22 protein-coding genes are annotated in these 23,776 nt (G+C 56.1%); 7 read left to right on the top strand and 15 right to left on the bottom strand.

Annotated features, from left to right (window positions below; translation table 11 throughout):
• Positions 1–2 precede the first annotated feature (2 nt).
• The 7 genes from pal to folD all read left to right on the top strand — a co-directional run bounded on the left by pal (position 3) and on the right by folD (position 8,174).
• Positions 3–533 (top strand): peptidoglycan-associated lipoprotein Pal, encoded by a 531-nt coding sequence (gene pal, locus IBX59_RS07730; protein ID WP_296374134.1) that lies wholly within the window; start codon positions 3–5, stop codon positions 531–533.
• A gap of 19 nt (positions 534–552) precedes the next feature.
• On the top strand, positions 553–1,374 hold the full coding sequence (gene ybgF / locus IBX59_RS07735) for a tol-pal system protein YbgF (RefSeq protein ID WP_296374136.1): 822 nt from the start codon (positions 553–555) through the stop codon (positions 1,372–1,374).
• The gene (tilS, locus tag IBX59_RS07740) at positions 1,365–2,648 is read left to right on the top strand and encodes a tRNA lysidine(34) synthetase TilS (protein ID WP_296374138.1); all 1,284 of its coding nucleotides are present in this window, start codon (positions 1,365–1,367) and stop codon (positions 2,646–2,648) included. The genes ybgF and tilS overlap by 10 nt, the downstream gene beginning before the upstream one ends.
• 77 nt (positions 2,649–2,725) lie before the next feature.
• Positions 2,726–4,639, top strand: a complete 1,914-nt coding sequence (gene ftsH, locus IBX59_RS07745) for an ATP-dependent zinc metalloprotease FtsH (protein ID WP_296374139.1) — start codon at positions 2,726–2,728, stop codon at positions 4,637–4,639.
• Positions 4,640–4,792: 153 nt separating this feature from the next.
• Positions 4,793–5,386: an MOSC domain-containing protein gene (locus IBX59_RS07750; RefSeq protein WP_296374141.1), complete on the top strand. Its 594-nt coding sequence runs from the start codon at positions 4,793–4,795 to the stop codon at positions 5,384–5,386.
• Between the two features lie 125 nt (positions 5,387–5,511).
• Entirely contained in the window at positions 5,512–7,188 is a 1,677-nt protein-coding gene (locus tag IBX59_RS07755; protein ID WP_296374143.1) for a formate--tetrahydrofolate ligase, read from the top strand.
• A 92-nt stretch (positions 7,189–7,280) separates the two neighbouring features.
• Positions 7,281–8,174 carry a bifunctional methylenetetrahydrofolate dehydrogenase/methenyltetrahydrofolate cyclohydrolase FolD gene (gene folD / locus IBX59_RS07760; protein ID WP_296374144.1) on the top strand — a complete coding sequence of 298 codons (894 nt, stop codon included), beginning with the start codon at positions 7,281–7,283 and terminating at the stop codon, positions 8,172–8,174.
• Here the strand turns inward: folD and pdeM are convergent.
• From pdeM to IBX59_RS07835, 15 genes are all read right to left on the bottom strand, one after another.
• Positions 8,171–8,818, bottom strand: coding sequence for a ligase-associated DNA damage response endonuclease PdeM (gene pdeM, locus IBX59_RS07765; RefSeq protein ID WP_296374146.1), 648 nt, complete (start codon positions 8,816–8,818; stop codon positions 8,171–8,173). The two genes, folD and pdeM, sit on opposite strands and share 4 nt — an antisense overlap.
• 39 nt (positions 8,819–8,857) lie before the next feature.
• Positions 8,858–11,263, bottom strand: coding sequence for a ligase-associated DNA damage response DEXH box helicase (locus IBX59_RS07770; protein ID WP_296374148.1), 2,406 nt, complete (start codon positions 11,261–11,263; stop codon positions 8,858–8,860).
• A gap of 142 nt (positions 11,264–11,405) precedes the next feature.
• Positions 11,406–12,716: an ATPase gene (locus tag IBX59_RS07775; protein WP_296374150.1), complete on the bottom strand. Its 1,311-nt coding sequence runs from the start codon at positions 12,714–12,716 to the stop codon at positions 11,406–11,408.
• Between the two features lie 108 nt (positions 12,717–12,824).
• Positions 12,825–13,325: a prepilin peptidase gene (locus IBX59_RS07780; RefSeq protein WP_296374153.1), complete on the bottom strand. Its 501-nt coding sequence runs from the start codon at positions 13,323–13,325 to the stop codon at positions 12,825–12,827.
• Complete coding sequence (locus IBX59_RS07785) at positions 13,326–14,180, bottom strand: tetratricopeptide repeat protein (protein ID WP_296374155.1); 855 nt, start codon at positions 14,178–14,180, stop codon at positions 13,326–13,328. It lies immediately after the preceding gene.
• A 27-nt stretch (positions 14,181–14,207) separates the two neighbouring features.
• A complete protein-coding gene (locus IBX59_RS07790) occupies positions 14,208–14,768 on the bottom strand; it encodes a tetratricopeptide repeat protein (RefSeq protein ID WP_296374158.1) in 561 nt (186 codons plus the stop codon).
• Between the two features lie 4 nt (positions 14,769–14,772).
• A complete protein-coding gene (locus IBX59_RS07795) occupies positions 14,773–15,741 on the bottom strand; it encodes a type II secretion system F family protein (protein WP_296374159.1) in 969 nt (322 codons plus the stop codon).
• 10 nt (positions 15,742–15,751) lie between these two features.
• On the bottom strand, positions 15,752–16,717 hold the full coding sequence (locus IBX59_RS07800) for a type II secretion system F family protein (protein WP_296374161.1): 966 nt from the start codon (positions 16,715–16,717) through the stop codon (positions 15,752–15,754).
• Positions 16,718–16,722: 5 nt separating this feature from the next.
• Positions 16,723–18,174, bottom strand: a complete 1,452-nt coding sequence (locus IBX59_RS07805; protein ID WP_296374164.1) for a CpaF family protein — start codon at positions 18,172–18,174, stop codon at positions 16,723–16,725.
• An 11-nt stretch (positions 18,175–18,185) separates the two neighbouring features.
• The gene (locus IBX59_RS07810) at positions 18,186–19,430 is read right to left on the bottom strand and encodes an AAA family ATPase (protein ID WP_296374166.1); all 1,245 of its coding nucleotides are present in this window, start codon (positions 19,428–19,430) and stop codon (positions 18,186–18,188) included.
• A gap of 258 nt (positions 19,431–19,688) precedes the next feature.
• Positions 19,689–20,348, bottom strand: coding sequence for an OmpA family protein (locus IBX59_RS07815; protein ID WP_296374168.1), 660 nt, complete (start codon positions 20,346–20,348; stop codon positions 19,689–19,691).
• A gap of 16 nt (positions 20,349–20,364) precedes the next feature.
• Positions 20,365–21,774, bottom strand: coding sequence for a type II and III secretion system protein family protein (locus tag IBX59_RS07820; RefSeq protein ID WP_296374170.1), 1,410 nt, complete (start codon positions 21,772–21,774; stop codon positions 20,365–20,367).
• 213 nt (positions 21,775–21,987) lie between these two features.
• Positions 21,988–22,824 (bottom strand): Flp pilus assembly protein CpaB, encoded by an 837-nt coding sequence (cpaB, locus tag IBX59_RS07825; RefSeq protein ID WP_296374172.1) that lies wholly within the window; start codon positions 22,822–22,824, stop codon positions 21,988–21,990.
• A 340-nt stretch (positions 22,825–23,164) separates the two neighbouring features.
• Entirely contained in the window at positions 23,165–23,344 is a 180-nt protein-coding gene (locus tag IBX59_RS07830; RefSeq protein ID WP_296374174.1) for a hypothetical protein, read from the bottom strand.
• A gap of 219 nt (positions 23,345–23,563) precedes the next feature.
• On the bottom strand, positions 23,564–23,743 hold the full coding sequence (locus IBX59_RS07835) for a hypothetical protein (protein ID WP_296374176.1): 180 nt from the start codon (positions 23,741–23,743) through the stop codon (positions 23,564–23,566).
• Positions 23,744–23,776 lie beyond the last annotated feature (33 nt).

The following is a 23,776-nucleotide window of genomic DNA, read 5'->3' on the forward strand; positions in this document are numbered from 1 at the left end:
CCATGAACGTGATAACGAAAGCAACCGTGCTGATCTTGGTGCTGGCGACCGCAGCTTGCACCAACCCTAACCGGTTTGGTGCGGGCTCGGGCGGTGCAGGGGCTGGGGCTGATGTGGGTGTGAACGGCGCTGGGGCAGGTGGCGTTGGGTCGGTAAGTGACCCGAGCAGCCCGATGTTCTTTAACCAAACCATTGGTGACAGGGTGTTGTTTGTGATCGATTCGTCGGCAATTTCGCAAGAAGGCCGCGCCATTCTTGATGGGCAGGCGCAATGGCTTTTGACCAATGCCGATTACCGCGCCATCATTGAAGGGCACGCAGACGAACAGGGCACCCGCGAATATAACCTTGCGCTTGGTTTCCGGCGGGCCAATGCAGTGCGCGAATATCTGGTGTCACGGGGTGTGCCGTCTGGCCGGCTTGAGGTGACAAGCTATGGCAAAGAACGCCCGATTGAAATTTGTTCGCAAGAATCTTGTTATGCGCAAAACCGTCGTGCTGTAACGGTCCTGTCGTTTGCGCGCATCAGCTAAGTTAAGCAGAGGATCGTTCATGTCATTGCCTCGCTTTGTTGTTGTTTGCGCCGTTTTGCTGGCCCCGCTGCCTGCAGTCGCGCAAGAAGAAACACTAGCGGATATTCGCCAGCAGTTGACGGTGCTTTACGTCGATGTCCAACGTCTGAAGCGCGAACTGTCAACGACAGGTGGGCCGGCCAGCGGGGTTGCTGGGAATACGCCGCTAGACCGTCTAAACGCGATCGATTCGGAATTGCAGCGGTTGACAGCAAAAACGGAAGAACTGGAATTCAGGGTGAACCGGATCACGGTTGATGGCACCAATCGGATTGGTGATCTGGAATTCCGCCTGTGCGAACTTGAATCAAGGTGCGATATCGCGACATTAGGCGAAACGCCGTCGCTGGGCGGGGTCGATAATGCGGCGACTGTTCCGGCGGCGGCGCCACCGCCTGCGACCGGTGGCCCGGCGCTGGCCGTAGGTGAATCCAGTGATTTCCAGCGGGCGCAGGAGGCGCTCGCCTCTGGTGACTTTCGTAGCGCCGCTGACCAGCTTGCGGCCTTTGGCGCGACCTACCCCGGAAGCCCGCTAGCACCGCAAGCCGATTATCTGCGCGGCGAGGCATTAGAAGGTCTGGGGCAGGTCACGGATGCAGCCCGCGCCTATTTGGCGGCGTTTTCCAGTGATCCAAATGGCGGCAGGGCACCTGACGCCCTGTTCAAACTGGGTGCGTCATTGGGTGCGATCGGCCAGACGCAGGACGCATGTCTGACTTTGGCAGAAGTCAACGTGCGTTTTCCTGGCAGTGCAGCGGTCACGCAGGCCCAAACGGTGATGCAAAACCTGGGATGTCAGTAACGCACAGGTTGGCGGATCTTGCTGCTGGGTTCGCAGCGGCACTGGACCACGAAAAAAACCATTCTGGGCAGGGGCCGATCGGGCTCGCTGTGTCGGGCGGGGGCGATTCTGTTGCGATGATGCATCTTGCCGCGCGCAGTCTTGGCCAAGCCCGTTTTCGAGTTGTAACGGTTGATCACGGATTGCGTGCAGCTGCTGCAAAAGAGGCCGCGCTTGTCGCAGGGCAAGCGGCCAGTCTTGGTATGCCTCACGATATTTTGTCTTGGACGTGGGACCGGCAGGGCAATTTGCAGGCTGCTGCCCGTGCGGGCCGTTGGGCGGCGATCCGGGGGTGGTGCGCACAGCACGGAATCGCGATGGTCATGATGGGCCATACGGCCGATGACCAGTTGGAAACCTTGCTTTTGCGGCTGGCGCGCGGATCGGGCGTTGATGGGCTTGGTGCGATGGGGCGGGCAGATTTGCGTGACGGCCTACGGATTTGTCGGCCTTTGCTGGACATATCACGCGATGATCTGCGGGATTGGTTGCGCGTTGAAGATATCGCGTGGTGCGATGACCCCAGCAATGAGGATCCGCGCTTTGATCGGGTGCGCGTGCGCCAGATGTTTGGACAACTGCAAGCACTTGGCCTGACCCGCAAGCGCCTGTTGCAGACTGTTGACCATATGCAGGCAGCACGACTGTCCTTGCAAAAGGCGGCACAGGATTTTGCCCGCATTCATGTGCGCCAGGAGGCCGGCGACCTGATTTTTAGACCACCCGCGTTGAATTTAGCGCGCGAAGATGCACCACGCCGTGTGTGCGCTGCTGCGCTGTCTTGGGTCGGTGCCCAAGCGTATCGGCCTCGGTTCGACAGTCTGCTTGCCGCCGCGCGGCGTGTCAGCAGTGGGCATCAGGTGACGTTGGGTGGTTGTATCCTGTCGCCGCTGCCTGACGGGCAGGGCGCCCGGCTCACGCGGGAAGCAGCGGCGACGCGACCCGTGACCCGGTCGTCTGCTGGTGCGGTGGACGAAACCGGCGTGATCTGGGATCGTCGTTGGTTTTTGGATGGACCATTGACCGCCGGTCTGACCTTTCGGGCGCTGGGTGAGGGGCTTGTGCAATGCGCCAACTGGCGCGCCGCAGGCTTGCCGCGCACGTCACTGATGGCGTCCCCTTCGGTGTGGCGCGATGACACGCTGATCGCGGCCCCCGTGGCGGGCGTTGGCAATGGTTGGTCTGCGCGGATTGTCGCGGATTTTCATTCCACGGCCTTTGCCATTGAAGATTAAGGTTTAACGTCTATCTTAAGCGTAACCTTCATGGCACGACTCTGTCGCCCCATTTCCCGTTTGATAAGGAGTTCCCCTTGGGCAACGCACGAAATTTCGTTTTTTGGATCGTCCTGTTTCTCATGGTCCTCGCGCTTTTCAATTTGTTCAGCAGCCCGCCCGGAACGTCCGGTGCTGACGCCAAGAGCTATTCTGAATTTGTTGCTGCGGTTGATGCAGGGCGCGTGACGAACGTGGTGATCGACGGTGAAAGTGTGCGTTTTACTGAAAACGGGCGCACCTTCACAACGATCAAGCCCGAAGACGCAGCCATTACGAACCTGTTGATCGCGGCCAACGTGCCGGTCGAAGCACGCAGCCAGCAACAATCGGTCTTTCAGTCTTTCATCCTGAGCATTTTGCCGTTTCTGCTGCTGATCGGTGTGTGGATTTATTTCATGAACCGGATGCAGGGCGGCGGCAAAGGCGGGGCCATGGGCTTTGGCAAATCAAAAGCCAAGCTGCTGACCGAAAAACATGGTCGGGTGACGTTTGACGACGTGGCCGGCATCGATGAAGCCAAGGAAGAATTGGAAGAAATCGTCGAATTTCTGCGCAATCCCCAGAAATTTAGCCGCCTTGGTGGCAAGATCCCCAAAGGCGCGCTGCTTGTCGGACCTCCAGGGACGGGTAAGACGCTGCTGGCACGCGCCATCGCGGGCGAAGCGGGCGTGCCTTTCTTTACGATCTCGGGGTCGGATTTTGTTGAAATGTTCGTTGGCGTCGGTGCAAGCCGTGTGCGCGACATGTTCGAGCAGGCCAAGAAAAACGCGCCCTGCATCGTGTTTATCGACGAAATTGATGCGGTGGGCCGCGCCCGCGGTGCAGGCTATGGCGGCGGCAATGACGAACGCGAACAGACCTTGAACCAGCTTCTGGTTGAAATGGACGGGTTCGAGGCGAACGAAGGTGTGATTATCGTTGCGGCGACCAACCGGCGCGACGTGCTTGATCCCGCGCTTTTGCGGCCGGGCCGGTTTGACCGTCAGGTTACCGTGCCGAACCCCGATATCAAAGGCCGTGAAAAGATTTTGGGCGTCCATGCGCGCAAAATCCCGCTGGGGCCTGACGTGGATTTGCGCATCATTGCCCGTGGGTCGCCCGGGTTTTCTGGTGCCGATCTGGCGAACCTGGTAAACGAGGCGGCCCTGATGGCTGCGCGTATTGGTCGCCGGTTTGTGACCATGGCCGATTTTGAATCGGCCAAGGACAAGGTGATGATGGGGGCAGAACGCCGGTCGATGGTAATGACTGCCGAACAAAAGGAAATGACAGCCTATCACGAAGCAGGCCATGCGATTGTTGGGATCTCGCTGCCAAAATGTGACCCGGTCTATAAGGCTACGATCATTCCGCGCGGCGGTGCGCTGGGCATGGTGATGAGCCTGCCGGAAATGGACCGCCTGAACATGTTCAAGGACGAATGCCATCAGCGTCTGGCGATGACCATGGCAGGCAAGGCGGCCGAGATCATCAAGTATGGCGCCGATCAGGTCAGCAACGGGCCTGCGGGCGACATCCAACAGGCCAGCCAATTGGCCCGTGCGATGGTGCTGCGCTGGGGCATGTCAGACAAGATCGGCAACATTGATTACGCCGAGGCGCATGAAGGCTATCAGGGCAACACGGCTGGTTTGTCGGTTTCCGCCCATACCAAGGAGTTGATCGAGGAAGAGGTGCGCACCTTTATTCAGGCAGGCTATGAAAAAGCGCGCGAGATCATTCTTGAAAAGAATCAAGAATTCGAACGCCTCGCCCAAGGGTTGCTGGAATACGAAACGCTGACCGGGGAAGAAATCAAGCGCGTGATGCGGGGCGAACCGCCGCATCTGAGCAATGATGTCGATGATACGCCAACGTCTGGCGGGTCATCGGTGACGGCGATCCCAAAGACAAAACCCAAAAAGCCCCGCGCACCCGACAGCGGGATGGAACCGGAACCTTCGGTTTGACCTGATGAAACGCCGCCCCTTTCCGGGCGGCGTTTTTCATTTTGGCATTTCAGCATTGTGGCTTTGGGCCATTTCTCCGCTGTCGGCCTTGATGCGTTGATCCTTTTTGACGATTGGCTTAGCACTGCTGCATCGCCTGAAGGAGAGCTAGGGATGCCAGCATTGAAACCAACCGATATCACGGGACAGGTTGTCTGGATTGGGTTTGTGACAGACCGTGACACATCGCTATGCGCAGAACCCCTGCCAGATGCTGCTCTGACATTTGCGGGGATCCCGGGGGAAACTCACGGCGGGTTGACCCGCCTGTCATGCTCGCGCGTGACAAGCCAGCATCCGCGCAATACTGAAATTCGCAACGTGCGCCAATTGTCGATCGTCTCAGCCGAAGAACTTGCGGCGATCGCAACAGACTGTGGGCTTGACACCCTTGACCCGGCACTGATCGGCGCGTCGTTGGTTGTGCAGGGCATTCCTGATTTTTCGCATCTTCCACCTTCTTCCCGGCTGCAACTGCCTGATGGCGCAACCTTGGTTGTTGATATGCAGAACCGGCCCTGCAACCTGCCTGCCAAGGTGATCAATACCCGCCACCCCGGCGCGGGCGACGCGTTTAAAAGGGCGGCAAAGGGCCGCCGCGGTGTGACCGCATGGGTCGAGCGCGAAGGCCGCCTGCGGGTGGGCGATGCCGTGCGTTTACATGTGCCCGATCAACGCGCATGGCGTCCCCAGGTTTCCCATCGGTAACAACCGTCATCGCTTCCGCCGATTCCGGGGGCGAAAATGTCGCAATCGCTGTCACGGTCAGGTTGCAATGCGGGTAGAAGCGATGTGAACAGGGGTGCATCGGCCCCAGGACAGGGAAATCGTTTATGGACTATAAATCAGACATCGAGATTGCACGCGCAGCGGTCAAGCGTCCAATTCAGGATATCGGCGCAAAGCTGGGGATCGGCAGTGACGATCTGCTACCCTATGGGCATGACAAGGCCAAGGTCAGCCAGCGATTTATAAACAGCGTGCAGGATCGGGTTGACGGCAAGTTGATCCTTGTGACGGCCATTAACCCGACGCCCGCCGGGGAAGGCAAAACAACCACGACTGTTGGCCTGGGTGATGGACTGAACGCCATTGGCAAAAAGGCGGCGGTTTGTATCCGCGAGGCATCGCTTGGCCCTTGCTTTGGCATGAAGGGTGGCGCTGCCGGGGGCGGCTATGCGCAGGTGGTTCCGATGGAGGACATGAACCTGCACTTCACGGGGGATTTTCATGCGATCACGTCTGCGCATAACCTGCTGGCGGCGATGATCGACAATCATATTTACTGGGGCAACGAGCTTGAAATTGACATCCGCCGTGTCGTCTGGCGACGCGTGTTGGATATGAACGACCGTTCCCTGCGCCAGATCACCACCAGTCTGGGCGGTGTCGCCAATGGCTTTCCGCGCGAAACCGGCTTTGACATCACTGTTGCGTCCGAAGTCATGGCGATCCTGTGTCTGGCGCGAAATCTTGCAGATCTGGAAAAGCGTCTGGGTGATATCATCGTAGCCTACCGTCGCGACCGTAGCCCGGTCTATTGCCGAGACATAAAGGCTGATGGTGCGATGACAGTGCTTTTGAAGGATGCGATGCAACCGAACCTTGTGCAGACACTGGAAAATAATCCTGCCTTTGTGCACGGTGGCCCCTTTGCCAATATCGCCCATGGCTGCAATTCGGTCACGGCAACAACGACGGCGTTGAAACTGGCGGATTACGTGGTGACAGAGGCCGGGTTTGGCGCTGATCTGGGTGCTGAAAAATTTATGAATATCAAGTGCCGCAAAGCGGGTATCGCCCCATCTTGCGTGGTGATTGTTGCCACGGTGCGGGCGATGAAGATGAATGGCGGGGTGGCCAAGGCCGATCTGGGGGCTGAAAACGTCGCCGCAGTTGAAAAAGGCTGTGCCAACCTTGGCCGGCACATCGAAAACATCAAAAGCTTTGGTGTGCCTGTCGTGGTTGCCATTAACCATTTCGTCACCGACACCGATGCTGAGGTGGAGGCTGTAAAAGCCTATGTCAGCACCCAAGGATCAGAGGCGATCTTGTGTAAACATTGGGCGCTGGGGTCGGAGGGAATTCTTGACCTGGCGGCACGGGTAGCGGAAATTGCTGATGCAGGTCAGGCTGACTTTGCGCCGATCTATCCTGACGACATGGGGTTGTTTGCCAAGATTGAAACGATTGCAACACAGATCTATCGTGCTGATGCGGTGATTGCTGACACCAAGATCCGTGATCAACTGCGGCAATGGGAAGAACAGGGATATGGTCATTTGCCGGTCTGTATGGCAAAGACGCAATATAGTTTTACAACTGATTCCAACTTGCGCGGTGCGCCCACCGGTCATAGCATTCCCGTGCGCGAAGTCAGGTTAAGCGCGGGCGCAGGGTTCATTGTGGTGATCTGTGGGGAAATCATGACGATGCCCGGGCTGCCCCGTATCCCGTCGGCAGAGGCGATCAGGCTGAATGCAGAAGGCCAGATTGAGGGATTGTTCTAAGGAAACGGGCGGGGCGACGCTCGGCTTGCGCCATCGCCCCGCCCACCTGCCCGCTGCCTTCGGCGGGGATATTTTTACGCGGAAGAAACAATATGACAGCGACAGTAATCGACGGAAAAGCCTTTGCTGCAAAGGTGCGGGCGCAGGTGGCGACCCATGTAGAGCGATTGAGACATGACCACGGGGTTACCCCTGGTCTTGCGGTTGTGCTGGTTGGCGAGGATCCGGCCAGCCAAGTTTATGTCCGTTCCAAAGGTAAGATGACGGTCGAAGTGGGTATGACCAGTTTTGAACACAAGCTGGCCGCGCATGTAACCGAGGCGGAGTTGCTGGCGCTGATCGCGCAGCTGAACAATGACCCTGCGGTGCATGGGATTTTGGTGCAACTGCCGTTGCCGGGGCATCTGGACAGTGATCTGGTTATCAATGCGATTGATCCGGCCAAGGATGTGGACGGGTTTCATATTTCAAACGTCGGGCTGCTGGCCACGGGGCAAAAGGCCATGGTGCCTTGCACGCCGCTGGGCTGTTTGATGATGTTGCGTGACCATCACGGGTCGCTATCAGGTATGGAGGCTGTGATTATTGGCCGGTCGAATATCGTTGGTAAACCGATGGCGCAGCTGTTGCTGGGCGATAGCTGCACCGTGACGATTGCCCATAGCCGGACGCGGAACCTGGCAGAGGTTGTGCGGCGCGCAGATATCGTTGTTGCCGCTGTCGGGCGGGCGCAGATGGTGCCGGGGGGCTGGATCAAACCGGGTGCTACCGTGATTGATGTGGGCATCAACCGGGTTGATGCGCCACAAGGCGGCACCCGTCTGGTGGGGGATGTAGACTATGACAGTTGCGCGCAGGTTGCTGGTGCCATCACGCCGGTTCCGGGTGGTGTCGGCCCGATGACAATTGCCTGTCTGTTGGCCAATACCATCACCGCCTGTTGCCGCGCGCATGGTCTGCCTGAACCCGAAGCGCTGACCGCCTAGCGGTGCAGCGGCACGGCAAGTGCCTTGTGGCCTGTCAGAACAGCTGTGGCGCGTGATGGAAATAACGCGCGCAATGCCGGTGTGTCGCTTGCCAACCCGCCTGTATAGGCCCCATAGGCTGGCAGGATCATCCGCTGATCATCAAACAGGAACGCAGGCCGGCTGCGCCCGGCAATCCGGTGTTTGGGATGGTAGTGGCCCGAGACTTCGCCGGGGGTGTCGCTGGCAATGTGGCGAAAGGTCAGTGCAGCGATCCGTGTCTGCGCCAGATGTGTGCCACCCAGGTTGACCGGTGCGGGGTCATGGTTTCCGGTAATCCAGATCCAATTGCGACCAGCCTGCAACTGGATCAGCCAAAGACGCATGTCATCGGGCAGCGCTTGCGCTGCCGCCTGATCATCAAAGCTGTCACCAAGGCAAATAACGGTTTGCGGCGCGGTTGATACAATATCGGCGGCGAGACGTTCCAGTGTTTCTTGCACTTCATATGGCGGCAACATGATCCCGCTGCGCCGCGCGATCCGGTCTGATTTGCCAAGATGCAGGTCCGACACGCAAAGCACCGCATGATCGCGCAGAAACAGCGCACCAGACGGCAAGGCGGTGCAGCCCGTCCGGTGAAAAAAGAAATCATAACCGTTCATGACCCGTTCTTTGCGCCATGCATGCAACTGCCGCAAGGGTCAAATTCCGCTGACGCCCGCTGCGTTCATGAGTTTCGCGGTTTCTTCTTCCAAGAGACGGTCTTGCGCCGCCCCCTTGATCGCGATGCGGCCCATTTCCAGAAACATCGGTGCTGCAAGTGGTGTTACGTGGGCCAGCGCCACATGATCGATGCGCCCCCTTGTACGTGCCAGCATTTCCGCGATCCGGCTAAAGTCGACCAGACCGCGCAGCGCCTCTTCGCGGGTGATTTGCAGGATCAGGTGGTTGGGGTCATATTTGGCAAGCGTGTCATAAAGGATGTCGCTGGAAAACGTGGCTTGCCGTCCTGTTTTGCGCGCTTGCGGCAGGTTACGTTCAATCAGCCCTGCAATGGTGGCAGCACCGCGAAAGGTGCGTTTCATGACTGCATTGCCGGATAGCCACGTTTCAAATCCGGCGTGCAGGTCATCAGCGTGAAACAGCGATTCGGGGGTATCGACCGGGTCCAGTCCCCAAATCAACGTTGCATAGTCGGTGCTGACAAACCCAAGGGGGTGCAGGCCTTGTTCTTCCATCCTCTGGGTCAGTAACATGCCCAGTGTTTGCATCGCGTTGCGCCCCGCAAAGCCGTAGGCGCACAGATGATGCCGCCCGTCATGTGGAAAAGTTTCGACCAGTATCCGGTCCGCTTGCGGTAGTTTTGAAACCCGTCGCTGCAGATCAAGCCATGCGGTAGTGTGGCCTGGCAAGTTGGGCCAGGTGTCTTGCTGAAACATATGCAGGATGCGTTGTGACAACTGGGTGGAATTGGCAAATTTCGTTCCCATGAAGGTTGCGATTTTCGGCGTCTTGTCTGCGCGGCGTGTCACTTCGACAGTCATGTCGCGCAGTCCTTCGTAACGCACGACCTGCCCCCCGATCAAAAAAGTATCGCCGGCGGTCAGTGTGGCGGCGAAGGCTTCTTCGATTTCACCCAAAGGTTTGAAGCTGTTTTTCAGGCGCACTTTGACCGTGTCGGTATCTTGAATGGTGCCGATATTCATGCGGATGCGCTGCGCTGCGCGCGGGTCGCGCAATTGCCAATTGCCGTCGGGGGTTTGCAGCAGCCGTTTCCATTTATCATAGGCGCGCAGAGCATATCCACCGGTGGCGCAGAAATCGAGGCAAGCGTCGAATACCGCGCGCGGCAGGTTGTGGTAGGCTCCGACGGTCTGAACCTCTGCAAACAGATTGTCGGCGTTGAACGGGCCAGCGCAGGCCCGGATCAGGATGTGCTGGCACAGCACATCGCGGGGGCCGGGGCCTTTGGTGTCGCCATCCAGATCATGCGCCTTTACGGCCTCTAGGGCGGCGACACATTCGATCACTTCAAACCTGTTTGCGGGCACCAGCAGCGCCTTGGATGGCGCGTTGTAACGGTGGTTGGCCCTGCCGATGCGTTGCACCAACCGTTTGATGTTCTTTGGGGCGCCAATCTGGATGACCAGATCGACATCACCCCAGTCAATTCCCAGATCAAGGCTGCCGGTGCAGACGATGGCGCGCAATTCACCTGCGACCATCGCGCTTTCGACCCGCGTACGTTGTTCCCGTGACAGGCTGCCATGGTGAATGCCAATGGGCAGATCGTCGGTATTGGCCAACCACAGGTTGTGAAAGAATATTTCAGCCTGCGCGCGGGTATTGTGAAAGATCAGCGTGGTCTTATGTTGCCGGACCTGATCCAGAACGGCAGGAATGGCATATGCTGCCCCGCCACCGGACCAAGGCGGGTTTTCCTGCGTTGTCAGCATCGCGATATCAGGGTCTGGTCCGGGATCGGCGGTGATGATGGCACAGCGGGCGGGATGACAGGCAAGCTGCCCTGCGATGGCGGCGGGGTCTTCGACGGTGGCCGACAGCCCCACCCGACGCAGACCGGGCGCCAGACTTTGCAATCTGCTCAGCGCCAGCATCAACTGATCGCCGCGTTTGCTTTCGGCAAGCGCGTGGATTTCGTCAATGATCACGCGCTGCAATCCGGCAAAAATACGCGGCGCATCTTCGTAGCTGGTCAGCAGCGCAAGCGATTCAGGTGTTGTCAGTAAAATATGAGGCGGATCGGCGCGCTGGCGCCGCTTTTGTGTATAGGTGGTATCGCCGGTGCGGTCCTCGATCCGGATGGGCAGGCCCATCTGTTCGATCGGCGTGCGCAGGTTGCGTTTGATATCTGACGCCAACGCCTTTAACGGCGACACATAAAGCGTGTGCAACCCGCTGTGCTGACCTGTCGCCAGTGCTGTCAATGTGGGCAAGAATCCGGCCATCGTCTTGCCGCCGCCTGTCGGGGCGATCAGCAACAGCGCCGCTGCGTCTGCATGGTCGATCATGGCCTGCTGGTGGGGATGGATCACCCAGCCGCGTTCCGCAAACCAGCCTGCTATGATGGGGGAAAGGCATGTCATCAGGCTGAATTGGGGTCGGCCCGCGAACGATCAAGCCTAAGCAATTCTTTTTTGCACTTTGGCCGTGATAAAGAAAAAAGGCTTCCCCTTTGGAAAGGGAAGCCAGTTGCTTGGGAGTTCGCAATGCGGTGAATGACGGCAGTCAGCGCACAATCTCTTCTTCCTTGACGAACATGTTCGCCCATGCGCGGTCGATCAGTTCGGGTGACATTTGATAGGGGATCCCTTCAAATTCGCAAATTGCAATCATCTGGTCGATCAGAAAAATAGGTTGATAGTTCGCATAGACATTGTCGATCTCAGGGTAGCGGACGTTCAGCAGATGGATCAGCGTTTCTTCGTCCAATGGCATTTGTCGCTTGCGGGCGACCATGGCGAAAATCTTGAGGTAGTCTTCTTGATTGGGTCCATCGATTTTGATCTTGAAGAAAATCCGTCGCAAAGCAGCTTGGTCAAAAATCGCATTGGGGTGAAAGTTGGTGGAGAAAATGACCAGTGTATCGAAAGGCACTTCGAATTTTTCACCCGATTGCAGCGCTAGAATATCCTTGTTTTCTTCCAGCGGAACGATCCAACGGTTGACAAGCGTTTGAGGCGGTTCGGCTTGGCGGCCAAGGTCATCGACGATGAAGATACCGCCAGTTGATTTCAACTGAAGCGGTGCCTGATAAGTCCGTGCCGTGGGGTTGTAGACAAGATCAAGCATGGATAATGACAATTCACCGCCTGTGATTACCGTAGGACGTTCGCAGCGCACATAGCGGGTATCAAACCGGCCAGACGTCCGGCGCAGGCTGGTGGGGTCATCAACGTCATCCTCGGCAGAGGAATGCACGATTGGGTCATAGACAGTGATGACCTGACCTGAATATTCAATGGCCCGTGGCACATAGATCTTGTCCCCCAAGGCATCCCTGATCCCGTTGGAGATTGACGATTTGCCGTTGCCCGGTGGGCCATACATCAGGATCGATCTGCCAGCACTGACAGCAGGGCCAAGGTTTGACAGCAGATCGTCAGGCAAGATCAAGTGGTTCATTGCGTTGGATAATTGGTCGCGCGTGATCTGGATGTTGCGGATCGACTGCCGTTTGATCTGTTCGCGGTATACATCCAGCGGCACAGGCATCGCGCCGTAATATTCGGACTGGTTCAACGCATCCAGCGCGCGCGCGCGCCCTGCATCGGTCAGTTGATATCCCATTTCAGTGCCGTTGTTGGCATTGAGCGTGCCTGTCGCCTCTAACAGCAGCTGGCCGCGGGCCAGATCAACCAGTTCCTGTGTCACTGCGACAGGCAAGCAAATGGCCCGGCTGATCTGTGACACCTGATCCAGGTTCATGCGAAACATGGTTTTGATCAGGATGTCGCGCATCATCGACCTTGGCAGCAACATCCCGTCAAGACTGCGAGGGGCAGGCGGTGCCATAACGCCGGTAGCTTGCATATTCATTACTTTTTTCCCCTGCTGCAATGGGATTGGCATATCGCGCCGACCCCCTATGCATCGCAGTGCATTATGGCGAAATCGTGAACAAAGATGTCCCAGTCCAAGGCATTATCAGCCAGGTGTGCGATATATTGCGACCAATAAAAGGTAAAAAAGCAGCGTCATACCCAGCGGCAGGCCCATGGGAAACCGTCTGCCGCTGTGCCAGCTTTCCCAGTGCGGCACCAATTTGCGCAGGCCTCCATATTTGGCGATACGATGCACGACATAGCCCGCAAGAAGGCATGACGCCAAAACAAGAACGATCAGTTGGATATCACCCAAAGCGAACATCGGTGCCGCCGCCGCGATGAATTTCGCATCACCCGCCCCCATGAGCCGCGCTGCATTCAGCAAGATCCCGACCAGCAGCGCCACAATCATATGCGTCCACTGCCAAAGATAGGTCTCGATCGGAAATGCGAACAGCCCCAACACAGCATAGGCACCAGCAAGCGCCATGACCGCCTTGTTTGGAATTTTCATCGTGCTCATATCGCTCCATGCGACATAGATCGCGATGGGGATGACCGCAGGCAAAAACCAAAAAGCAGCGGATGCAGGCAAAACCATTCAGTTCACAACGTTTGATTCAAGTGCTTCCAACGCGCGAACAGCTTCGGGAAAAAACTGTGGGTGTGTTTCGATCGCGTCATTCAAAAGGGATTTTCCGATGGTGACATCGTTTTGCTTGATCGCGGCAAGCGCCATCGTGTGCAGCAGCTGCGCCCGTTCGATCTGCGTCATTGGAATGACGGGAAGAGCATAGTTGCGTTGGGCGCCGCGTGCCAGAACAAGGTTGTTCTTGGCTGTGAAGATATCGCCATCATAGCGCAGGGCATCAATAAAAAGCCGCTCTGCTGCGGGGTAATCGCCGCGGGTCAGTTTTGAAAATCCCCAGTTATTATAAACACTTGCCGGACGTGTTGTCAGACTGGCGGCGGTTTCATAAAAACTGTCTGCCTTGGTCCACTGTTTCTTGCTGTCGGCGACCATCGCCTCTAGCCGGTAGCGTTTGAAGGTTTCATAGGTTGGCGGGATCGTGTTCAAAGCGCCCGCCGCATCGTCCCAGCGGTTGTTGCGAATCAGCGCATCGGCCAGTTCGACCCGGTCGTCGTTGTTCGCATCAGGATGGGTGACGACAACGCCCCAGGCCGTGGCCGCTTCGGGGCTGCGACCTGCTCGGATCAAGGATTTTGCCAGGCCGCGTTGCAGGTCAATCCGCCCCGGATCGCTGGCGTTGGCGCGTGTGAAATAGGCGACGGCCTCGTTCGGGTCACCGACCGTCAACATCACATCATTCAGGTTGCTTTCGTCAACGACGTTCAGGTCACGCAGGGCGCGTTCGACTTCTGAATCGCCAGATTTTTCACAAGCGGACAAACCAAAGGCCCCCGCACAAAGCGTCAGAAAAATGAGGTGGCGCATGTTTCTGCGTCCTTTTGCTGCTCTTGCTTAAAGATCCGTCATCAGAATAAAATCACCTGCACCGCGGCGGATCAAACTGAAAGTCTGGACGTCCTCTATCACAGTATCAGCCGGATTTGCCAAATTTGCGAGGGCAAAGCGCAAATTGTTGCGAATTTCATCCGAATTTCCGTTATCTGCGGCAAATGCGCGCTCAAAAAACGCGCTCGCTTCACCAGCCTGGCCCTTTTCCATCAGAACAACGCCAAGATTGTTCAAAGCGGGCACAAAGGTCGGGTCTTCTTGTGTCGCGCGGCGCAGCCAACGTTCGGCTTGGTTCAGCCGCCCGAGTTTCAGGTTTGCTGATCCGATTGCCGACATTGTATCAATGTTCAGCCCTTGTTGCGCCGCCGCGCGATTATACGCCTTGAGAGCAAGGTCGTATTCTGCCCCGGCCATCAACCGGTGTCCAATGATCAGCCCGTCAATATCTGATTGGCCGGAAACGCCCGGTGCAAAAACCCCGTCACTTGACCGATGAAAGCCGCCTGTAGAACAGGCGGCAAGTCCGATAAGCACCAGACCGAGAAAGGCCCGTGATTTGCGCATGAATTCAACCGCCCCCAAGGTTTTTGACGATCGCATAGATTGATGGACCGATCAAGATCGCCATCAGGGGGGGCACGGTCAGCATCATGGTCGCAAGCGTCATTTTGGTAGGAAGTTTGTTTGCCTTTTCTTCGGCGCGCATCACGCGTTTATCGCGCATTTCTGATGCATAAACCCGTAAGGCATCTGCAATGGATGTCCCGAACTGTTGGGACTGCACCAAAACCGTGACAAAACTGGAAATATCCTGCACGCCCGCCCGGTCTGACATATCTTTCAGAACGGTATTTTTATCCTTGCCCGCCTTGATTTCCTGGCTGACGGTTTCAAATTCTTCCGCCAGCTCTGGAAAACCTGCCTTTAATTCATGGGCCACGCGGATGATCGATTGGTCCATGGATTGCCCCGCCTCGACGCAGACCAGCATCATGTCCAGACTGTCGGGAAATCCATTGGTAATCGCCTCTTTTCGGACGCCTTGACGGCGCGTTACCCAATATTTTGGCAAAATATAGCCAACGCCGCCGGGCACCATGATCATCAGAACCAGATTCTGGGTCGTCACATCGCCCAGCGCCATCTGGTACAGCGCATAAATACCGCCAAGGACAAGGCCCAGCACACCCAGAGCAAACTGCGAAAAATGATAGATCCGGACCGCATTTTTGCTGCGATACCCAGCTTGCAGAAGCTTGAGCTTGACGGCGCTGAATTCTGCCGCGTTTTGCGGTTCGAGAAAGTTTGCGTATTTTTCCAGTTTATCCCTGTTGCCAACATTACGCAGCTTTTCACCCTTGGTAGGTTTTTCGCTGGTCTGTCGGTTCATGGCCTTCAGTTTGTCAAGCGGATCAACCTCGCGCTTAAGAAATAGGGGTAAGGCAATCAGGATCAGGAAGACCCCCAACAGCCCCACAATCATCAACCCACCAAAAGGGCCTAGGTTGTCTGTCAAAAATGCCTGGATCGCTTGCATGGGTGTCTCCTCAGACTTTGATATCGACCAAAGCGCGCATGACGATCAGGTTCACAACCAGAAAAGCCGCAACAATCAAAGCCGCCGGGATGAAATATGGGCTTAATTTTACTTCGTCGAAATAATCAGGTTTCACGAGTGTGATTCCCACCAGCGCCAGGAAGGGAAAACCCGATAACAGGTTTCCAGACCATTTCGCCTCTGCCGTGATGGCTGCCACGCGGCGGAAAAGCCGGAACCGCGCCCGGATCACCTTGGCCAGGCCGTCAAGAATTTCCGCAAGGTTACCCCCTGATGACTGCTGAATTGTCACGGCGACCGCGAGAAAGCGCAAATCCTGGATATCCAGCCGTTCTGCCATGGCCTTGAGTGTTTCGCCCATGTCACGCCCATAGGCAGCCTCGTCTGAAATGATCCCCATTTCTGTGCCCAAGGGATCGGCGACCTCTTTTGCGACAATGGCCACGGCTGATGAAAACGGATGCCCCACGCGCAGGGATCGCACCATCAATTCCACCGCTTCTGGCAATTGTTCGCTGATCATATCGAGACGTTTCTTGGCTTTGCGACTGATCCACGTGTAAACGCCACCCACCCCCATCGCGACGGCGACAGCTGCCCGCACGGGAACGCCGACCTCGGTCATAATGGTCAGCATGATGAAGGAAACAAAGCTTACCACCACCATCAGTAAAATGATTTGCGACGGGGTAAAGGCAATGTTGGCTTTTTGTGCTTTGGTTGCAAGCAGCGAATAGATTGGAATGCTTTGTGACTTCATGTGCTGGGTCATCTCCTTGCGGAGTTGGTCCAGCACTTTTTCACGGTTGCCGCCCTTATCTAGCAGGTCCAGACGGCGGTTGACCTTGCCATCCATGCTGATCGATTTGCCAAAGATGACGAGATATGCCCCCTGAACAAGCGCCAGCACAGCGAAAAAGATGACGATATAGATGATGGGTTCGGCAGAAATCATTTGGTTTACTCCGCGACCATGGGTTCAAAGATTGCCGGTGGCAGGTCATACCCCCAAAGCTTGAAGCGTTCGGAAAAGTGACTGCGCACACCGGTTGCGGTGAAGTGGCCGATGATCTTATTGTCAGGTGTCAGCCCAACGCGCTGATAACGAAAGATTTCCTGCATCGAAATGACATCGCCTTCCATTCCCGTGATTTCGGTGATCGAGGTCATCCGCCGTGACCCATCCTGCAAGCGCGAGGCTTGGACAATCAGGTTCACAGCCGAGGCAATCTGGCTGCGCATTGCCTTGATCGGCATTTCAATGCCGGCCATGGCAATCATGTTTTCCAGCCGCGATACGCCATCACGGGCGCTGTTGGCGTGAATCGTTGTCATCGACCCGTCATGCCCGGTGTTCATGGCCTGCAACATGTCAATCACCTCTTCACCACGGGTTTCGCCTACTATGATGCGGTCTGGCCGCATCCGCAGGGCGTTTTTCAGACAATCCCGCTGGCTGACAGCGCCTTTGCCTTCTACATTGGGGGGGCGGCTTTCCATCCGGCCCACATGGGTTTGTTGCAACTGTAATTCTGCCGTATCTTCGATGGTCAGGATGCGTTCGGAATCGTCAATGAAGCCAGATAGCGCATTCAGCGTCGTGGTTTTCCCCGACCCCGTTCCGCCTGATACGATGATGTTCAAACGGGTCGATACAGCGGCCTGAAGATAGGCTGCCATTTCTTCGGTAAAGGCACCAAATTTCACCAGTTCATCGATGCCAAGTTTATCTTTCTTGAATTTTCTGATCGATACCAGACTGCCGTCAACCGCGATCGGGGGCACCATGGCGTTGAATCGCGACCCGTCAGCAAGGCGGGCGTCAACGTAAGGGTTGCTTTCGTCAACCCGCCGCCCCACGGCCGAAACGATCTTGTCGATGATCCGCAGCAGGTGCCTTTCATCCTTGAAGGTGATGTCCGTCAGTTCCAGTTTTCCGTTCCGTTCAACAAAAATCTGCTGGGGCCCATTCACCAGAATATCGTTGATGGTGTCGTCTTTCAGCAGGGTTTCCAGCGGTCCCAACCCCGTGACTTCAAAAAACAGATCCTGGCTAAGGGTCTGGCGTTCATCGCGGCTTAGAACGATCCCCATATCTTCAAGGGTCTCATTGGCGATTGCGTTGATTTCAGTGCGCAACTCTTGCTCGGTCGCGGTATCAAGCGCGGCAAGGTTCAGGTTATCAAGCAACGCTTTATGCAGTTCCAGCTTGATTTCGCCGAGCCGTTCCTTGCGCCGCTTTTCTTTGTCATGAGCGGCAACTTCGGCTGGGCGGCTAGGCATGGACCGCATCATTGTCTTGTGTGTGTCATCGACCTTGGGCGGCGCGACAGGGGCGGCATTTCCCTTGGTTGCGGTTGCCGGTGCAGTCGCATTTTTCGTAACTGTCGGTTTTTTATACTTCGAAAACATCAATTTGCCTCTTACGCTTTGGCTTCGACAGTGTCGGCCTGATTGACCTCATGCAGTGATTTTGCAAGTTTCAGAATTTCCTTGCGCAGGGGGTTTTTCGCTATCCCCACTGCCATTGGTGCACCGTGATCGCCGCTCTGGCTTACTGGCTTGCCGCCATCGGGCAAAAGAACGTCGATTGAAATACCAAGACTTTCCGCCAGCCGTTTGACCCGGCTTTTCCCGTTCAGATCCGTAAATCCTGGGGCCCGGTTCAGCACAAAGCGCATTTTTTCAAAGGGTAAATCCTCGGATTGAAGCGCGCGTTTGATCCGTAGGGTGTTTTGTGCGGATCGCATATCAAGTTCGATCATTGCGAAATAGACATGCGCAGCCTCTAGAATGGTTTGCGACCATTCCACCATTGTCGTTGGCATATCAATCACGACGTAATCAAAGTTGGCACGCGCCATATCGATCAGGCGGGTGATGTCGGCCGGGCTGATCATGTCCAACGGGATCATGTCCAAAGGCGATGTCAGCACATGTAACTTGTGTTCATAGACCAACAGTGCCTGGGTGAACGATTCGTTATCCATTGCTTCGGTGTCTGTCAGAAGTTCCAGCACAGCTTCGCGGCGCGGCAGGTCGAGATATGTTGCTGCCGTGCCAAATTGAAAATCCAGATCAATCAGGCAGACTAGTGGCGGGTCTGTCTTGTCAATATTGGCAAGTTCCCAAGCCAAATTGACGGCGAGTGTTGTCGCACCGGTGCCACCGGCCAACCCTTGCACTGGGATCACGACACCAGCGCGATCACCTGTGATCTTGCGTTTTTCATCGGTTGATTGTGCGGGCTCATCGGGGGCCGCAGTCAGCACCCGTTCGATCGCGCGGGCAAGTTCGTTTTCAGGAAGTGGGTAGGGGACGAATTCATCGCCGCCCTCGCGCAAAAGCTGGTGCAAAGCCGCCGGGCTGACATCTTCGGCGATCAGGATCACCTTTATGCCGGCTTTTTTTGCCGCCATGATGATATCGGACACAGTCGTCAGGTTGTCTTCGTCCTGCGCATCCATTGCAATCGTGACAAATTGCAGGCCTTGGGCTTCGGGCTGGCCTAGAAAGGCTTCGGCATCGTCAAAGCTCAGATCACCCCATGAATCACCAAGGGCTGCTTCCATGTCCTCGATCAGCAGTTCAAAAATCTGAACATCGCGGCTAATTGTGCAAGCAACAATTTGTGGCGTGTCGTGTTGAACAATGGGTTCTGTGCTCATCGTTTGATGTCCTTATCTGTGCGGCTGGTTCGCAAGAGCGTTGGATTACACGCAAACAATCAAAAAACATTTATCGTTACACGGCATGTCAACGACGGCTCTGCCCCAATTTCGTTCGTTATCGTGAACAATCATGTCGAGATTTGGACCAAAAAATCGTAATTGTGCGGAAAATTGCGACGATGATGGAAATAATGCACAAATGTTTACGCCGGGCGCATGGCCCGGCGTAACTGAAGAACAAATATTGTCGCTTTGTCAGTTAGAGCTGTCGGCAATCCCTGCTGTTTCCCTGATCCGGGTAGGATAGGTGGCACTGGCGACATATTCGCGAAAGATCACTTGCGCATATTTACCGTTCAGCAGCATGGGATTGGTTTCAACAAAACCTGATACTTCGGTCACTGTCCGGCGGTTCCGGCGTTCAGGCCCGGTGGTTTGAATGATTGGTTGCGTTTTGCCGAAGGATGCAACGGCTTCCAGTCGGCTACGGTCGATCCCCTGCGACGTCAGAAAGGCAACAACCGCCTGTGCGCGACGCAAGCCAAGCGCACGGTTATAGGCCTCGCTGCCGACAAGATCTGTGTGGCCATAAACCCGGAACCGGACCTCTGGGAACTGGCGGATCCAATCAGCCTGCCGCATCAGGGTTGCCCGCGCGTCAGCATCCAGTTCCGCCCTATCGAAGGCAAAGTTGACGGTTGAATTCACCTCGGATGCGAAGCGGCGCGCAAGATTGATCGTGTAATCTTGCTGGCCACTTTGCACGGCCACGTTGTTCATCGTGGCGTTGCCAAATGCACCGGTGTCAACGTCGGCCCCGGCTTCGCTTTGCAATGCGGTAAAATCGTTCACCTCAGGCGTGGAACATCCCGCAAGAAAGGCGGCGGCCATGGCGGCCATTAGAAATTTTTTCATTGACCTGTGCTCCAATTCATTCGTCCAGGACGTAGCCGTAAGACCCGCTAAAATCTTGACGCGCAACTTCCGCGGCACTGCCTTTCGGGCCATTCGTTGCAACTGTTTTACCCAACAGGAACAGATCCGCCTCGCTTGGTGGGCGCACGCGATCTGTGGGTAATGCAAGGGCCGAACCCCGGGTCGGTGAAACCAGATGCGGCGTCACGATGATGACCAGTTCGGTCTGGCGGCGTTCATATTCCGCACTGCGGAACAATGCGCCCAGAATAGGAATATCACCGATCCAAGGCACTTGACCGTTCAGATCCCTGAAATCATCTTGCAACAGTCCAGCGATTGCAAAGCTTTCCCCATCGCGCATTTCAACGGTCGTCTTCGTTTCGCGCCGCGAAAATGCGTTGATGGTGATGCCGCCTGCCGTAAAGGCGTTCGTTGAATCAACAGACGATACGGCAGCTTGCAGTTCAAGGTTGATGATGTCGCTGTCAACCACAGTCGGGATAAAGTTCAGCTCGATCCCGAAAGGTTTGAATTCGACCGTAATCGCACCGTTTTCCTGAGACACGGGAATGGGGTATTCGCCACCGGCAAGAAAGCTGGCGGATTGACCGCTAAGTGCGGTCAGGTTCGGTTCGGCCAATGTGCGCACCGCGCCCCGTGCCTCCAATGCTTCCAAAAGCAGGCCAACTTGCAGGCTGCCCGCATTGAAACCAAAGGTGATCGCACCGTTGCTGCTGGGTTCTGGTGTCAGGCTGCCGGGCACGTTGGTCAGGCCACCGTTACCCGTGCCGCCGTCAATATTAGCCCGGTTGTTGAACCCGGTTCCATTAAACGCCAGCGAACTGGACAGTGATTTGCGCACAGACCGCTGCATTTCGGCAAAGCGCACCTGTAGCATGACCTGTTGCGTGCCGCCAACGCTCATCAGGTTAGATACCCGGTCAGGGGCGTAGCGGTTTGCCAGTTCCAGCGCCCGGTCAAGCCGCGCGATCGAACTGACGGTGCCCGAAAGGACGATGCCGTCATTTGCGGTCCGCACCTCGATGTTTTCACCGGGAAGGATTTGCGTCAGGCGTTCCTTGAATTCGCCCATATCGGGGGAAACCTGCACTTCGACGTTGGCAATCAGCCGGCCATCGGCCCCCAACAGGGTCAGGGTGGTGCGCCCCGGTTCCTTGCCCAGCACATAGATCGTGCGGTCAGAAAGCGATGAAATATCAGCAATGCCGGGGTTTGCGATGGATAATTCTGCAAAAGGAACATCGCTTTCGACAACGATGGCCCTGCTCATGGGTACGCTTAGGTTAGACGATGCAGAACCGCTCAGCACCCGCAGCGTTTCGGCCGATGCCGTCATTGGTGCCGCCGAAAGCGACAGGATCAGGCCTGTTAATGCAGCCCGTAAAAATCTGTTATCTGTCATAAGTGACCTGCCTCTCCGATCACGCCTCATTTTGGGTCTTGTGCGCCCGCTATGAAGTTACCATGCGGTAGATGCGCATTTATTGCAATAATCAATAGGTTGGGACGCAAACCGCATGTGGATTAAGGGCAACACATCGCAAAAAGGCGCAAAAAAAAGCGCGCCCGAAATATCCGGGCGCGCATTTGATGTTGCAGATGTTGTGGGGTAGGGTCAGTTGGAACACTCTATCTCGACTTGCACCCGCTCTGTCCCGCTGCGCTGGATGACATAGCATTTTTGTTCTTCAGGCGCTGGTTCCGGCGCGGATTGCACTTCAACCGCTTGTTCGCCGGTGATTTGCATGTTGTCCACCTGGATCGCACCTACGGTTTCCACGTCACCCGCCCCGACCAGCGACAATGTCAATGCACCGCTGTTGGCCGCCTGCGTCAGCAGGGCCACTTCTTGCGGGGTGACTTGCACAACAACGTTTTGTGGCGCGCCCCGGCTTTCCTGATCGCCGATCACCGCGATGATCTGAAGCCCGGATTTCAACAGATTCGTCACCTCGGCCCCGTTGCGCAACTGGCCAGTCCAGTAGACATCAATCCGGTCGTTGGGGCGCAAGGCACCAAAACCCGACGCGACCCGGCCCGCGATGGGAAAGGCGCGCATGCCGGGTTCAACCAACGCGGTCAACCCGCGGCTTGCGCCAGGTTCGGTGACTTTGTTCGCCATGATCGGTTCGTTGATCTGCATGGGCAAAACCACCACACGGGGGGTATCCAATCCGGCGGGGAACAACTCTTCCTCGGTTTGGAAAACGCCTTCGGGCAGGGTGTCGCGGGCATATGTGACCAGCGCCACATCTTCGGCGGTCAACAAATCACCATAGGTCAGGGCGCGGGTGGGGGCATAGATTTCAACCGTTGCAACGGCCTGTGCGGCGCGCTGTTGCATCCGCGCCAATTGTGCCGATTGCGTGTCCATATATCCTTTGACCATGTAGACGGCAAAACCAGCCAACCCCATGCCAATCAAAAGAACGAGTCCAAAAACTGCTTTCACGCCTGAAACCTCTGCTAATTTCTTTTGTTGCTCTGCAACGCTTTATAAATGCGCTTTTTTATTGATACCGCAAGGCGTCGAACAGACCAACAGCCAACTTATCGTATCAGGCCGAAGTTTTGATAAGTTAAAAATAAACAGCCCGAAAAAGGCCAGATACTTCGCGCACCGCGCAGAACCAACAAGAACAGAAAGCACCTGGAATGCTTCAGTCTGCGGGCACTTCAGAACCGTGCGGTGGCATTTGGGAAAATATTCACGCGGATCGGATCAGCAACTGTGACGCCGCGAAGTTGGCGTCACTGCCTGAAAGACACCAACACCGGTCCGGCTGGCTGCGTCAGTTAACGGGTTGGGCAAGCATCGTATCTTTTAGCCAGTTGGCCTGATCTTCGGCCGCGCCACCGACGATTGACATAATCAAAAGGGCCAAAGCAACCATTGCCGCCGTCAAGACAACAAAATCGACGGTCACTGCACCGGCATCGTCTTCGTAAAAGTTGGTCAGAAATCTTTGCATACTCAGCCCTCCAGAGGCCCTGTTTACGTTTTTCCATCGCACGATCGTATCGTTTTTGCAGCGCGAACTATTTTGGTGCGTTGTTTCAATCAAAGCCGATCAATGCGGCAATAGTTTGACTTAACTTGCTTTTTCTGGCGGCAACCGGCTCAGTTTAAAGGAAAAAGCCGCACTGCCGATCCGGCAATGCGGCTTTTCATTCAGGTCAAAGCAAATCTATCAGTTGGCTTTTTGGTTGGTCAAGCTTGTTTCAATGTCAGTAGCCAGGCCAGTTGCGCCACGGCTGACTGCTGCGCCAACGGCCAGGCCAAGCACGACGATGGCTGCGGTCAGGACCACGAAGTCAACTGTGACAGCGCCGTCTTCGTCGTTGCGGAAGTTCTTGATAAAGTTAAGCATTGTGTTCCCTCCTCAGGGTATCGCTGATGTTCA

This window comes from Yoonia sp. (assembly GCF_014859355.1).
Classification (GTDB): Bacteria; Pseudomonadota; Alphaproteobacteria; order Rhodobacterales; family Rhodobacteraceae; genus Yoonia.